Raw genomic sequence first — 12,916 nt, 5'->3', positions numbered from 1 at the left:
AGAAGCGACGACACAGACTTCCGCACTTTCCGTAAGGAGCAACCGAAACCATGGCGGTTTCCGTAACCCTTCCGGCGCTCGGCGAGAGCGTCACCGAGGGCACTGTCACCCGCTGGCTGAAGGCCGAGGGCGAGCGCGTCGAGGCCGACGAGCCGCTGCTCGAGGTCTCGACCGACAAGGTCGACACCGAGATCCCCTCCCCCGCAGCCGGCGTCCTGGCCTCCATCAAGGTCGCTGAGGACGAGACGGTCGAGGTCGGCGCCGAGCTGGCCCTCATCGACGACGGCAGCGGTGCGCCCGCTGCCGCCCCGGCCCCGGCCGCCGAGCAGGCCGCCGAGCCCGCTCCGGAGCCGGCTCCGGCCGCCCCGTCCACCGAGCAGGCCGCCCCGGCGCCCGCTCCCACCGCCGACGCCGCCGCCGGCGGCGGCTCCGCCGAGGGCACGGACGTCGTCCTGCCCGCGCTCGGCGAGTCCGTCACCGAGGGCACCGTCACCCGCTGGCTGAAGTCGGTCGGTGACAGCGTCGAGGCCGACGAGCCGCTGCTCGAGGTCTCCACCGACAAGGTCGACACCGAGATCCCGGCGCCCACCGCGGGCACGCTGCTGGAGATCGTGGTCGGCGAGGACGAGACCGCCGAGGTCGGCGCCAAGCTCGCCGTCATCGGCGTCGCGGGTGCGGCTCCGGCCGCCGCCCCGGCTCCCGCCGCCCCGGCCCCGGCTGCCGAGGCCCCCGCCCCGGCCGCCCCCGCCGCCCCGGCTCCGGCCGCTCCGGCGCCCGCCCCGCAGGCGCCCTCGGCTCCGGCCCCGCAGCAGCAGACCGCCCCGGCTCCCGAGCCGGTCCCGGCCGCTCCGGCGCCCGCCCCGGCCCAGGCTCCCGCGCCCGCCGCCACCTCCGGTGACGACGGTGCCTACGTCACCCCGCTGGTGCGCAAGCTCGCCTCCGAGAACGGCGTCGACCTGTCCACCGTCAAGGGCACCGGCGTCGGCGGCCGTATCCGCAAGCAGGACGTCATCGCCGCCGCCGAGGCCGCGAAGGCCGCCGCCGCTGCCCCGGCTCCGGCCGCGGCAGCCGCTCCGGCCGCCGGCAAGAAGGCCCCGGTGCTGGAGACCTCCCCGCTGCGCGGCCAGACCATCAAGATGCCGCGGATCCGCAAGGTCATCGGCGACAACATGGTCAAGGCCCTGCAGGAGCAGGCCCAGCTGTCCTCGGTCGTCGAGGTCGACGTCACGCGTCTGATGAAGCTGCGCGCCCGGGCCAAGGACTCCTTCGCGGCCCGTGAGGGCGTGAAGCTGTCCCCGATGCCGTTCTTCGTCAAGGCCGCGGCCCAGGCGCTGAAGGCGCACGCGCCGATCAACGCCAAGATCAACGAGGCCGAGGGGACCATCACCTACTTCGACACCGAGAACGTCGGTATCGCGGTGGACTCCGAGAAGGGCCTGATGACCCCGGTCATCAAGAACGCCGGTGACCTCAACCTCGCCGGTATCGCCAAGGCCACGGCGGAGCTCGCGGGCAAGGTCCGCGCCAACAAGATCACCCCGGACGAGCTGTCGGGCGCGACCTTCACCATCAGCAACACCGGTTCGCGCGGCGCGCTCTTCGACACGATCATCGTGCCGCCGGGCCAGGTCGCCATCCTCGGCATCGGCGCCACGGTCAAGCGCCCCGCCGTCATCGAGACGGAGGAGGGCACGGTCATCGGCGTCCGCGACATGACGTACCTGACCCTGTCCTACGACCACCGCCTGGTGGACGGCGCCGACGCGGCCCGCTACCTGACGGCGGTCAAGGCCATCCTGGAGGCGGGCGAGTTCGAGGTCGAGCTCGGCCTCTGACGCCTGTCGCAGCAACACGGTGCCCCCGTCCGGACAACTCCGGGCGGGGGCATCGGCCTTTGTCCTTCAGGGGCGCGGGGAACTGCGCGACCAGCCACGACGGCGCCGCAGCCGAGGACAGCTCACGCCCCCCCGTGTAAGTCTCGTCTCACCTGCACCAAGACACCCCCGCCCACCCCGCCCACGGAGCGACCCGGCCTTATTGTCTAAACGTCAAACCCCTTTAAGGAGCTCACATGACCGCGCCCGTCATCCACTCGCTGCGCGAGCAGATCCGCGAGCACATCCTGGAGGGGATCATCAGCGGACGCTGGCAGCCGGGCGAGCGGATCGTCGAGCGCCGGATCGCCACGGAGCTGGAGGTCAGTCAGACCCCGGTCCGCGAGGCCCTGCGCGAACTGGAATCCCTGCGCCTGATCGAGTCCGCTCCGAACAAGGGCGTCCGCGTACGGAACCTGACCGCCGCCGACCTGGAGGAGAGCTACCCGGTCCGGGCCGGTCTGGAGGCCATCGCGGCGGAGCTGGCCGCCCAGGGCCTGGCGGAGGACTGCTCGGCGCTGGAACCGCACGTCAACGCCCTGTACGAGGCCGACCGCAGGTCGGACGGCACGGCCCAGGTCCGCCACACCGTCGCCTTCCACCGCGAACTGGTCCGCGCGGCGGGCAACTCCGTCCTGCTGCACACCTGGGAAGGCCTCGGCATCGAGGTGTTCACGGCCCTGTCGATCCGCTGGCTGGGCACCCAGCAGCAGTCGTACGCGGAGGAGCACGAGGAGCTGGTCGCCGCCTTCAAGCGCCGCGACCCCCGGATCGCCGAACTGGTGAAGGCCCACGTCCTGGGCTGCGCGCCCAGGGCGTGACACTCGGGCGCAATCCCGCTCATACGCCTCCGACCTGCGAAAACCCGCCGAAATCCCGTCACCGCGTGCCACCGGCGGAGGCACCGCGTGCCGACTTTCTCGTGATCAAGAGGTTTTGCCTCTCAACCCTTTGATCGATCATCGATCAGAGGGTTACAGTCACCGACGGGCTTGCCACCCAAGCCCCAGCCCTGTCCTGCCAAAGACAAAGGGCACCCCCGAACCCTTACCGATGAGGGAACCCCCTTCGACTGAGGAAGGCGGCGACATGACCGACCCCAAAGCCATCCAGCCGAGCGAGCTCGACCAGCTCCCGGACCGGGACCCGGAGGAGACCGCCGAATGGCGGGCCTCCCTGGACGCGGTGACCGAGGCGGCCGGACCGCACCGCGCCGCATACCTCATGCGGCGCACGCTGGAGCGCGCCGAGGGCGCCGGCCTCGCGCTGCCGAAGCTCCTCGAGACGGACTACGTCAACTCCATCCCCACCCCCGCCGAGCCGGGCGTGCCCGGTGACGAGGCGATGGAGCAGCGGATCACCGCGTGGAACCGCTGGAACGCGGCCGCGATGGTGACCCGGGGCAGCAAGTACGGCGTCGGTGGCCACATCGCCACCTTCGCCTCGGCGGCCTGGCTCTACGAGACCGGCTTCAACCACTTCTTCAAAGGCAAAGAGGCCGACGGCTCCGGCGACCAGCTCTACATCCAGGGCCACGCCTCCCCCGGCATCTACGCCCGCGCCTTCCTCGACGGCCGGCTGAACGAGAGCCAGCTCGACAACTTCCGCCGGGAGGCGGGCGGCGACGGCCTGCCGTCCTACCCGCACCCGCGCCGCCTGCCCTGGCTGTGGGAGTTCCCGACGGTCTCCATGGGCCTCGGCCCCCTGTCGGCCATCTACCAGGCGCGCTTCAACCGCTACCTCGCCAACCGCGGCATCAAGGACACCGCCGGTTCGCACGTGTGGGCGTTCCTCGGCGACGGCGAGATGGACGAGCCCGAGTCGACGGCGGCCCTCGCGCTCGCCGCCCGTGAGGAGCTGGACAACCTCACGTTCGTCATCAACTGCAACCTGCAGCGCCTCGACGGCCCGGTCCGCGCCAACTTCAAGATCGTGCAGGAGCTGGAGGCCCAGTTCCGCGGCGCCGGCTGGAACGTCGTCAAGACGCTGTGGGGCACGGCCTGGGACGAGCTGTTCCAGCTCGACACCACCGGCGCGCTCGTACGCCGCCTGCGTCAGGTACCGGACGCACAGATCCAGACGTACCAGACGCGTGACGCCGCCTACATCCGCCAGGACTTCTTCGGCGGAGACCCGGCGCTCGTGGAGCTGGCGAAGCTGCTGAGCGACGACAAGATCCTCGAGTGTTTCCACCTCTCGCGCGGTGGTCACGAGGCGCGCAAGGTGTACGCCGCCTACCGTGCGGCCGTCGAGCACAAGGGCGCGCCGACCGTGATCCTGGCCCAGACGGTCAAGGGCCACACCCTCGGCGAGGGCTTCGCGTCGAAGAACGCCAACCACCAGATGAAGAAGCTGACGGTGGACGAGTTCAAGAACATGCGCGATCTGCTCGAGCTGCCGATCAAGGACAGCGACTTCACCGACGGCGTGGTGCCCTACGGCCACCCGGGCGCCGACTCCCCCGAGGTCCGCTACCTCCAGGAGCGCCGTGCCGCCCTCGGCGGTCCGGCCCCGGCCCGTCGCGTGCACCCGGTCGCCCCGCTGCCCGCCCCGGCGGAGAAGGCGTTCGCGTCCTTCGACAAGGGCTCCGGCTCGCAGAACGTGGCGACGACGATGGCGTTCGTCCGCCTGGTCAAGGACCTGGTCCGCGACAAGGAGACGGGCAAGCGCTGGGTGCCGATCGTCCCGGACGAGGCGCGCACCTTCGGTATGGAGTCGCTGTTCCCGTCGCTCGGCATCTACTCGCCCAAGGGCCAGACGTACGAGCCGGTCGACCGTGACCAGCTGATGTACTACAAGGAGGCCAAGAACGGCCAGATCCTCAACGAGGGGATCACCGAGGCCGGTTCGATGGCCGACTTCATCGCCGCTTCGACGTCGTACGCGACGCACGGCGAGGCGATGATCCCGTTCTACATCTTCTACTCGATGTTCGGCTGGCAGCGCACGGCCGACCAGATGTGGCAGCTCGGCGACCAGCTCGGCCGCGGCTTCCTCGTCGGCGCCACGGCCGGCCGCACCACCCTGACCGGTGAGGGCCTCCAGCACGCCGACGGCCACTCCCCCGTCATCGCGGCGACCAACCCGGCGGCACTGTCGTACGACCCGGCGTTCGCCTACGAGGTCGCGGCCATCGTCAAGGACGGTCTGCGCCGGATGTACGGCGAGGCGGCCCCGGGCGAGGACCAGAACGTCTTCTACTACCTGACCGTCTACAACGAGCCGATGCCGCAGCCGGCGAAGCCGTCCGTGGACGGGGTCGACGAGGGCATCGTCAAGGGCCTGTACCGCTTCAACACGGCGGAGTCGGCGGGCATCACGCCCCCGGCCAACGCCCCGCGGATCCAGCTGCTCGGCTCCGGTACGGCGATCCACTGGGCGCTCAAGGCGCAGCAGCTGCTCGCCGAGGAGTGGGGCGTGGCGGCCGACGTGTGGTCGGCGACGTCCTGGGGCGAGCTGCGCCGTGACGCGCTGGAGGCGGACGAGGCGCTGCTGCGCGGCGAGGAGCGGGTGCCGTTCGTCCGGCAGGCGCTCCAGGGCGCCGAGGGCCCGGTGCTGGCGGTCTCCGACTACATGCGCCAGGTCCCGGACCAGATCGCGCAGTGGGTCGAGCAGGACTGGTCCTCGCTGGGCGCCGACGGCTTCGGCCTCTCGGACACCCGTGAGGCGGCCCGCCGCCACTTCGGCGTGGACGCCGAGTCCATCGTCGTCGCGGCCCTGGCCCAGCTCGCCAAGCGCGGCGAGGTCAAGGCGACGGCCGTGAAGGAAGCGCGCGCGAAGTACGGTCTGTAAGGACCGGTGATCAGCAGGGCCCCCGGCTTCGGTCGGGGGCCCTGCTGCATGATGTGCCCATGCGTGCTGCCCGGCTCATCAAGATGGTGCTGCTCCTGCAGTCCCGGCCCGCCATGACGGCCGCCGAGCTCGCCCGTGAGCTGGAGGTGTCGGAGCGGACGGTGACCCGGGACGCCCAGGCGCTGTCGGAGGCGGGGGTTCCGGTGTACGCGGACCGGGGCCGGGCCGGCGGGTACCGGCTGATCGGCGGGTACCGGACGCGGCTGACCGGGCTGCACCGCGGCGAGGCGGAGGCGCTGTTCCTGTCCGGGGTTCCGGGGGCGCTGCGCGAGATGGGCCTGGAGGACGCCGCCTCGGCCGCTCAGCTGAAGGTGTCGGCGGCCCTGCTGCCGTCCCTGCGGGACGCCTCGAGGACGGCGGCGCAGCGCTTTCATCTGGACGCTCCGAACTGGTTCAAGGAGCCGAGGACGCCCGCGCTGCTGCCGGCCGTAGCCGACGCCGTGTGGGACGACCGGCGGGTCGTCGCACGGTACCGGCGCGGGGAGGACGAGGTCGTCCGGGAGCTGGAGCCGTACGGGCTCGTGCTGAAGGCGGGCGTCTGGTACCTGTGCGCGCGGGTGGCCGGGGGCGGGTCCTTCCGGGTGTACCGGATCGACCGGTTCACGGCGGTGGACCCGGGCGAGGAGCGCTTCGAACGGGAGCCGGAGTTCGAGCTGCCCGCCTTCTGGGAGGAGCGGGCGGAACAGTTCGCCCGGTCCATCCTGCGGGCGCGGGTGGTGGTGCGGCTGTCCCCCGCCGGTGTGCGCGCACTGCCGTACGCCCTCGACTCGCTGTCCGCGCGGGAGGCCCTGGCGGACGCGGACGGTCCGGACACCGACGGATGGGTGACGGTGGCTCTGCCGGTGGAGTCCGAGGAGGTCGCGCACACCCAGCTGACGGCGCTCGGCGCGGAGGTGGAGGTGCTGGCGCCCGAGGGCCTGCGCGAGCGGTTCGCGGGGGACGCGCTGCGGCTGGCCGGGCTGTACCACCGCGCGGACGGCGCATAACGATCCCGCGCACTCCGGGTGCGCCCGTGTGCCCCAGGGCCGATGCTTGACCCGTGATGGACGAGACGCAGTTCTGGGAGCTGGTGGACGACTCTCGCGAGGCCGCCGAAGGCGACCCGGAGGAACAGGCCGACCTGCTCGTGGAGCGGCTTTCGCAGCTGGACCCGGACTCGGTCCTGGACTTCGCCCGTCACTTCGAGTCGCGCTACAACCGCGCCTACCGGTGGGACCTGTGGGGCGCCGCCTGGGTGCTGCTGGACGGGGCGAGCGACGACGCCTTCGACTTCTTCCGGTGCTGGCTGATCGGCCAGGGCCGCCATGTCTTCGAGGGCGCCGTGCACGAGCCGGACTCGCTCGCCGAGCTGCTGGGCGAGTTCGACGAGGAGATCGACGGCGACGGCGAGGAACTCGGCTACGCGGCGGACGAGGCCTACGAGCAGCTCACCGGCGTGGTCGCCCCGGATCTGGAGATCCCGCCGGCGCCCCCGGAGCCGGAGGGCACGTCGCTCGACTTCGAGAACGAGCGGCTCCTCGCCGAGCGCTATCCCCGGCTGTGGGAGCGCTTCAGGGGCTGACCGCCGGGGTCCGGGTGTCGCTCTTCACCGCGTGGTACAGCGGGGCCGCGTTGGCCTGGTCGAGGGCGGACGCGGTGGCCGCCGCCGGGCCCAGGACGACGGTCGCGACCGCGCAGAGCACCGCCCAGGGGCCGCGCGTGGCCGTGATCCAGGTGTGCGGGTTCTTCGTACGGCGGTCGTTCATGGTCCCCACCTCCGGTCGGCTGCCTGTGCGGGTGACCGTAGGGGGCCGTGATCTGAGGACACTGCGCGCCGGCTGTGGCCTTGCTGTGGGTCTTTCGGCCGGTGCTGCAGTCGGGCCGCCAGCTCTCTGATCTCCGGCAGGCGGGCGTGCAGGGCGGCGCCGGGGCAGCTGGTCATGTAGCCGTCGTTGTGGCCCGCGAGGGCGGGGAGTTTCGCGGTGGTGCCGGCCGCGTACCGGCTCAGGCCGTTGCTGGAGACCAGGCGGACGCTCGCCCGCGGGTCGGTGCCGGACAGGCCCAGTTTCCAGGCGGACAGCGCGGCGATGGCGTGGATCATGGCCTGCGGCACGGGCATGCCGTCGGTGAAGGTGCCGAGGGCGGCGATGCCCGTGGTGCCGTGGTTGAAGCCCTGGGTGTGGGCGCCGGTGACGGCACGCTCGACGCCGCCGGCCCGGCCCTCGTAGATGGTGCCGCAGCGGTCGACGACGAAGTTGTAGCCGATGTCGTCCCAGTCGCGGGTGCCGGTCTGGCCGGTGTACACGTCCCGGATGATGCGGGGCGCGTCGGCGCAGTCGTAGCCGTTGGGCGTGTCGGTGTGGTGGACGAACACGGCGCCGACCCGGTCGTCGTAGCGGGGGCGCGGCTGCTTGCGGGCGGCGTCGCCCAGCCAGTGCGCTCGGGGCACGATGTGCGGCCGGGGGGCGGTGTAGGGCTTCGCGGTGGGGCGGGCCGCGGCCGGCTCGGGGGCGCTGTCGGCGGCGTTCTCGACGCCGTAGGCGCACAGCACCAGCGCCACGGCGGCGGAGAGGCCCGGCAGGCAGCCGAGGCCCACCCGGGCGGCGCGCGGCAGTCCGGTTATGCCGGGTGTCCTGGCGGCGCGGTGCCTGCGCGCACCCTGCCGTCTTCGGAAGACACGCATGTGCTCACTGTCGACCCGATCCGGTCCGTCCGCGATGTGTGATGTGCCACCCGGTGGAACCATCGTCACGGTCCGCGACGTTTTTCCTGGTGCACGGACGCGTGGCCGGTTCTGATCATCCACGCGCGTGTGACTGATCACCGGGCCCTCCCCCCACGTACTAAGGGGTTCCGAATGAAAGGCGGCGTGCGTGGACCTGCTCGACATCCTGCTGTTGCTGGTCGTCCTGGCCTATGCGGCGTCCGGGTACCGGCGCGGGCTGGTGGCCGGCTGCGTGTCACTGGCGGGCTTCGTGGGCGGCGCGGTCATCGGCGTGTGGGTCCTGCCGTGGGTGATGGACCTGGTGACGCCGGGGACGACGGGGGCGACGCTGACAGCGGTGTTCACGGTGCTGCTCCCGGCGGTGGTGGGGCACGAGCTGGCGGGGCGCCTCGCGCTGCGGCTGCGGCGGGAGCTGGACAGAGGGCCGCTCAGAGTGGCGGACGGGATCGGCGGGGCCGTGGCCAACGCCGTCGCCGTGCTGATCGTGGCGTGGGTGGCCGCGAGCGTCCTGGGCGTGTCCTCGTCGCCGCTGGTCACCTCGGCGATCCGGGACTCGCGGCTGCTCGACGCCGTGCAGCGGACGATGCCGGACACCACGCCGGACTGGTTCTCGGGGGCCACCTCCGCGCTGACCCAGGCGGGCTTCCCGCAGGTCTTCAACCCGTTCGAGAACGAGTCGACCGCCGAGGTCGCCGCGCCCTCCGGTGACAGCGTCACCGCGGCCGCCACCGACGCCGCCAAGCGGAGCACGGTGAAGGTCGAGGGCGTCGCCGGCACCCAGGGCCGCGAGGGCAGCGGGTTCGTGTACTCCCGGGAGCATGTGATGACCAACGCCCATGTGGTGGCCGGCATCGATGAGCCGACCGTGCAGATCGGCGGGGTCGGGCGGACGTACGAGGCGCGGGTGGTGCTCTTCGACTCGCAGAAGGACGTGGCCGTGCTGTACGTGCCGGGTCTCAAGGCCCCGGTGCTGCGGTTCGACGACGCGGCGGAGCGCGGCGACTCGGCGGTCGTCGCGGGCTATCCGCAGGACGGCGACCTGAACCTCCAGGCGGCGACGGTCGCGAACCGTGTGCGGGCGACGGGCCAGAACATCTACAACGACGGGACGGTCACCCGCGAGATCTACTCGATCCGCTCCACCGTCCGGCCCGGCAACTCCGGCGGCCCTCTCCTCACCACCGACGGCCGGGTCTACGGCGTGGTCTTCGCCCGCTCCACCTCGGACGCCGAGACCGGCTACGTCCTGACGGCGGCCGAGGTCGCCGCCGACGCGCGACGGGCGGCGGACGCGACCACTCCGGTGGACACGGGGGATCTCGCCACGTCATGACGCCCGGTCAGGCGGTCGGCAGGGAGCGCCCCATGAAGACGTCGTCGACATACGCGCCGTCCAGGAAGAACTCCTCCGGCAGGACCCCCTCCACCACGAATCCCTCGGACTCGTAGAGCTTTCGGGCCGCCGTGTTGTGCGCGAGGACGCGCAGGGTGATGCGCCGCGCCCCCTGCCGTCGTGCCTCCTGGCCCGCCGCCCGCAGCAGCGCCCGGGCGACGCCGTGCCCGCGGGCCTCCCCGGCGACGGCGAGCCCCCGGATCATCCGCACATGGGCGTTGCAGGCGAGCGACGTCGCGGTCCCCAGCCGGAGATAGCCGGCCAGGACCCCGTCGAACTCGGCGACAAGACAGTCCTGCGCCGGGTCCCGCTCGGAGAAGAAGGGCTCGTACGGCGGCTCGGGGCGGGGCTGGACGGCGTGCAGATGCGACCAGACGGCACGGTCGAGCAGCCCGAGCGCCTCCTCGTCGTCGAGCCGTGCGGGTCGTATGTGCGGAGTCGGCATGGCGGTCACGTTACGTCGGAGACGGCGGTTCCCGACGGGGCTTTTATGTACGCGAGCGGCAAGATTGAGCCATGCGACGCATCGCGGTGACCGGCGCTTCCGGTCTCATCGGCAGCGCTCTGGTGCGGTCCCTGACCGCCGACGGGCACGAGGTGGTGCGCCTGGTGCGCCATGGGCCCCGGGCGGCGGACGAGGTCCGCTGGGACCCGGAGGGCGGGCGCGTGGACGCGGCCGGGCTCGCCGGGTGCCACGGGGTGGTGAACCTGGCGGGGGCCGGGGTCGGCGACCGCCGCTGGACGGACGCCTACAAGCAGCGGATCCGCGACAGCCGGGTGAACGGCACGGCCGCGCTCGCCGAGGCCGTCGCCTCGCTGGACGAGAAGGACCGGCCGCGGGTCTTCGTGAACGGCAGCGCCATGGGCTACTACGGCGAGACCGGGGACCGGACCGTCGACGAGAGCGCTCCGGCGGGTGAGGGCTTCCTGCCCTCGCTCTGCGTGGACTGGGAGGGCGCCACGGCACCGGCCCAGGAGGCCGGTGTCCGCACGGTGTTCACGCGGACCGGCCTGGTCGTGTCCCGCGACGGCGGTGCGTGGGGGCGGCTGTTCCCGCTGTTCCAGGCGGGGCTCGGCGGGCGGATGGGCGACGGACGCCAGTACTGGTCGTTCATCGCGCTGCACGACGAGGTCGCCGCGATCCGGCATCTTATCGACACGGACGGTCTGTCCGGGCCGTTCAACCTCACCGCCCCGAACCCCCTGACGAACCGTGAGATCGTCGCGGCGATGGGACGCGTGCTGCGCCGCCCCACGCTGTTCGCCGTGCCCGCACCCGTCCTGCGGAGCGTGCTCGGCGAGATGGCCGGGGACGTGCTCGGCAGCGCCCGGGTGCTGCCGACGCGGCTGCTGGAGTCGGGCTTCCGGTTCGCCTTCCCGGAGATCGAGGGGGCGATCCGGGCGGCGCTGTGACGGGTCCGGTACGGGTCCCGGCCGTTCCGCGACAGCTCTTCGAGTCACCCACAAGCAGTCTGCGACCACTTCATGCCCACAAGGCATCCGTATGCGACCGCCGTGCGACCGTGCCCTGTTGATGCGCGACCCCATTTGACCGATCACGGCCCTACCCTCGACCAGAACTCGCGTATCCCTGCGGCCTGTTGAGGGCATGACGTCTCCAGCGCCCGCGCAACCTCGAGGAGGGGCACGTGCTTGAGCCCGCGTACCAGGCGGACGTGGTCGTCGTGGGGGCCGGGGTCGCCGGACTCTCGGCCGCGAACCGGCTCACCCGCGCAGGAGTGACGACCATGGTCCTGGAGGCCGCCCACGGCGTCGGCGGCCGCATGGCGACGGAGAAGGTCGACGGCTTCCGGCTCGACAGGATCGGCCAGTTGCTGTCCACGGCGTATCCCGAACTACAACGGACACCCGGCCTGGGCGGGCTGGTGCTGCGCCCCTTCGCACCCGGTGTCCTGCTGCACGGCGACGGACGCCACCATCGCGCGGGCGTCCAGCCGGGTGCGGGGGGCGCACGGGGCGCACTCCATGCGGTGCGCGCCCTGGCGAGCGCCCCCCGGTCGCCGGTCGCGCCCCGGCCGCCCAGGAGGCCGGTGGCGGTACCGGGCCGGCAGGTCTCCGTGCCCCGGAGCCGGTCCGGCGCCCCGCTCGGCACGGCCGTCGACCAGGCCCGGCTGGGTGCCGCGCTCACCCGGCTGGCGAGCACCCCGGCCGAACGGCTGCTGGCCCGCCCCGAGCGGCCCGCCGGTGAGGCCCTGGCGGCGCGCGGCCTGCCCGCCCGTACGATCGACGGCTTCCTGCGTCCGCTGCTCGCCGCCCTGCTGTGCGACCCGGACCTGACCACGTCCAGCCGGTGTGCCGACCTGGCGCTGCGGGCCTTCGCGAGCGGCCGGCTCTGCGTACCGGAGGGCGGCGCCGAGGCCCTGCCGGAGCTGCTGGCCCGCACGCTGCCGCCGGGCACCGTGCACACCGGCGTGCGTGTCACCTCCGTCTCCACGACCTCGGTGACCACCGCCGAGCACGGCGAGATCCGCTGCCGGGCGGTGCTGGTGGCGACCGATGCCCGGGCCGCCGCCGAGCTGCTGCCCGGGCTGCGGGTGCCGGAATTCCACCCGGTGACGGTGGTGCATCACACGACCGACGAGCCGCCGGAGACAGGGGCGTCGCTGCTGCTCGACGCGGATCTCGGCGGGCCCGTCGCGCACACGGCGGTGGTGAGTCATGTCGATCCGTCCCGGGCGCCGGCCGGGCGGGCGCTGGTGTCCTCGACGGTGCTGGGGCGGGCGCCGGGGGATGTCGACACGGCGGTGCGGATGCACTTGGCGCGGTTGTACGGGATGCCGACGGCTCGGTGGGAGACGCTGGCCGTGCACCGGACGGTGGAGGCTGTGCCGGCGATGCGGCCGCCGCATGATCTGCGGCGGCCGGTGCGGTTGATCGCCGGGCTGTATGTGTGTGGGGATCATCGGGACACCAGCACGGTCCAGGGCGCTTTGCACTCCGGGCATCGGGCTTCTGCGGCGATCTTGGCGGATCTGGGGGCGGGGCGGTCCATGCATGTCGCCGATCCGCTGCCTACTGTGCCTCGAGCTGCGTAGGAGCTTGGTCGGGTGCGGGCGCGTGGGGGCTTGTCGC

11 protein-coding genes are annotated in these 12,916 nt (G+C 72.5%); 8 read left to right on the top strand and 3 right to left on the bottom strand.

Going from position 1 to position 12,916, the window contains the following annotated elements:
* Positions 1-50: 50 nt before the first annotated feature.
* From sucB to ACZ58V_RS17690, 5 genes are all read left to right on the top strand, one after another.
* Positions 51-1,835, top strand: coding sequence for a 2-oxoglutarate dehydrogenase, E2 component, dihydrolipoamide succinyltransferase (sucB, locus tag ACZ58V_RS17710; protein ID WP_471290666.1), 1,785 nt, complete (start codon positions 51-53; stop codon positions 1,833-1,835).
* Between the two features lie 236 nt (positions 1,836-2,071).
* A complete protein-coding gene (locus ACZ58V_RS17705) occupies positions 2,072-2,695 on the top strand; it encodes a GntR family transcriptional regulator (RefSeq protein WP_184596340.1) in 624 nt (207 codons plus the stop codon).
* 268 nt (positions 2,696-2,963) lie between these two features.
* Positions 2,964-5,666, top strand: a complete 2,703-nt coding sequence (gene aceE, locus ACZ58V_RS17700; RefSeq protein WP_471290665.1) for a pyruvate dehydrogenase (acetyl-transferring), homodimeric type — start codon at positions 2,964-2,966, stop codon at positions 5,664-5,666.
* 59 nt (positions 5,667-5,725) lie between these two features.
* On the top strand, positions 5,726-6,712 hold the full coding sequence (locus ACZ58V_RS17695) for a helix-turn-helix transcriptional regulator (RefSeq protein WP_468190600.1): 987 nt from the start codon (positions 5,726-5,728) through the stop codon (positions 6,710-6,712).
* Positions 6,713-6,765: 53 nt separating this feature from the next.
* Positions 6,766-7,287 carry a DUF4240 domain-containing protein gene (locus ACZ58V_RS17690; protein ID WP_468190602.1) on the top strand — a complete coding sequence of 174 codons (522 nt, stop codon included), beginning with the start codon at positions 6,766-6,768 and terminating at the stop codon, positions 7,285-7,287.
* Here ACZ58V_RS17690 and ACZ58V_RS17685 read toward each other — a convergent pair.
* Complete coding sequence (locus ACZ58V_RS17685; protein WP_468190604.1) at positions 7,277-7,471, bottom strand: hypothetical protein; 195 nt, start codon at positions 7,469-7,471, stop codon at positions 7,277-7,279. The genes ACZ58V_RS17690 and ACZ58V_RS17685 overlap by 11 nt on opposite strands.
* Positions 7,468-8,388 carry a peptidoglycan recognition protein family protein gene (locus tag ACZ58V_RS17680; protein ID WP_468190606.1) on the bottom strand — a complete coding sequence of 307 codons (921 nt, stop codon included), beginning with the start codon at positions 8,386-8,388 and terminating at the stop codon, positions 7,468-7,470. Before ACZ58V_RS17680 ends, ACZ58V_RS17685 begins: the two co-directional genes overlap by 4 nt.
* A 190-nt stretch (positions 8,389-8,578) precedes the next feature.
* Here ACZ58V_RS17680 and ACZ58V_RS17675 point away from each other — a divergent pair, with 190 nt between their 5' ends.
* On the top strand, positions 8,579-9,763 hold the full coding sequence (locus ACZ58V_RS17675) for a MarP family serine protease (protein ID WP_468190608.1): 1,185 nt from the start codon (positions 8,579-8,581) through the stop codon (positions 9,761-9,763).
* A 7-nt stretch (positions 9,764-9,770) separates the two neighbouring features.
* On the opposite strand, the gene ACZ58V_RS17670 is transcribed toward ACZ58V_RS17675, so the two are convergent.
* The gene (locus ACZ58V_RS17670; protein WP_468190610.1) at positions 9,771-10,268 is read right to left on the bottom strand and encodes a GNAT family N-acetyltransferase; all 498 of its coding nucleotides are present in this window, start codon (positions 10,266-10,268) and stop codon (positions 9,771-9,773) included.
* 71 nt (positions 10,269-10,339) lie between these two features.
* On the opposite strand from ACZ58V_RS17670, the gene ACZ58V_RS17665 reads away from it, so the two are divergent.
* Together ACZ58V_RS17665 and ACZ58V_RS17660 are read left to right on the top strand one after the other, a co-directional pair.
* Complete coding sequence (locus tag ACZ58V_RS17665) at positions 10,340-11,236, top strand: TIGR01777 family oxidoreductase (RefSeq protein ID WP_471290664.1); 897 nt, start codon at positions 10,340-10,342, stop codon at positions 11,234-11,236.
* 236 nt (positions 11,237-11,472) lie between these two features.
* On the top strand, positions 11,473-12,879 hold the full coding sequence (locus tag ACZ58V_RS17660) for an NAD(P)/FAD-dependent oxidoreductase (RefSeq protein ID WP_468190614.1): 1,407 nt from the start codon (positions 11,473-11,475) through the stop codon (positions 12,877-12,879).
* Positions 12,880-12,916: the final 37 nt, after the last annotated feature.

Source organism: Streptomyces sp. NPDC040589, assembly GCF_055594445.1.
The sequence above is the reverse complement of the archived record's forward strand: the minus strand, read 5'-3'. Positions and strand labels throughout refer to the sequence as shown.

Excerpts from the sequence above, each read along its gene's own strand:
- sucB (WP_471290666.1), top strand. The coding sequence starts at position 51 with ATGGCGGTTTCCGTAACCCTTCCGGCGCTCGGCGAGAGCGTCACCGAG.
- ACZ58V_RS17695 (WP_468190600.1), top strand. The coding sequence starts at position 5,726 with ATGCGTGCTGCCCGGCTCATCAAGATGGTGCTGCTCCTGCAGTCCCGG.
- ACZ58V_RS17685 (WP_468190604.1), bottom strand. The coding sequence starts at position 7,471 with ATGAACGACCGCCGTACGAAGAACCCGCACACCTGGATCACGGCCACG.
- ACZ58V_RS17670 (WP_468190610.1), bottom strand. The coding sequence starts at position 10,268 with ATGCCGACTCCGCACATACGACCCGCACGGCTCGACGACGAGGAGGCG.
- ACZ58V_RS17680 (WP_468190606.1), bottom strand. The coding sequence starts at position 8,388 with ATGCGTGTCTTCCGAAGACGGCAGGGTGCGCGCAGGCACCGCGCCGCC.
- ACZ58V_RS17705 (WP_184596340.1), top strand. The coding sequence starts at position 2,072 with ATGACCGCGCCCGTCATCCACTCGCTGCGCGAGCAGATCCGCGAGCAC.
- aceE (WP_471290665.1), top strand. The coding sequence starts at position 2,964 with ATGACCGACCCCAAAGCCATCCAGCCGAGCGAGCTCGACCAGCTCCCG.
- ACZ58V_RS17665 (WP_471290664.1), top strand. The coding sequence starts at position 10,340 with ATGCGACGCATCGCGGTGACCGGCGCTTCCGGTCTCATCGGCAGCGCT.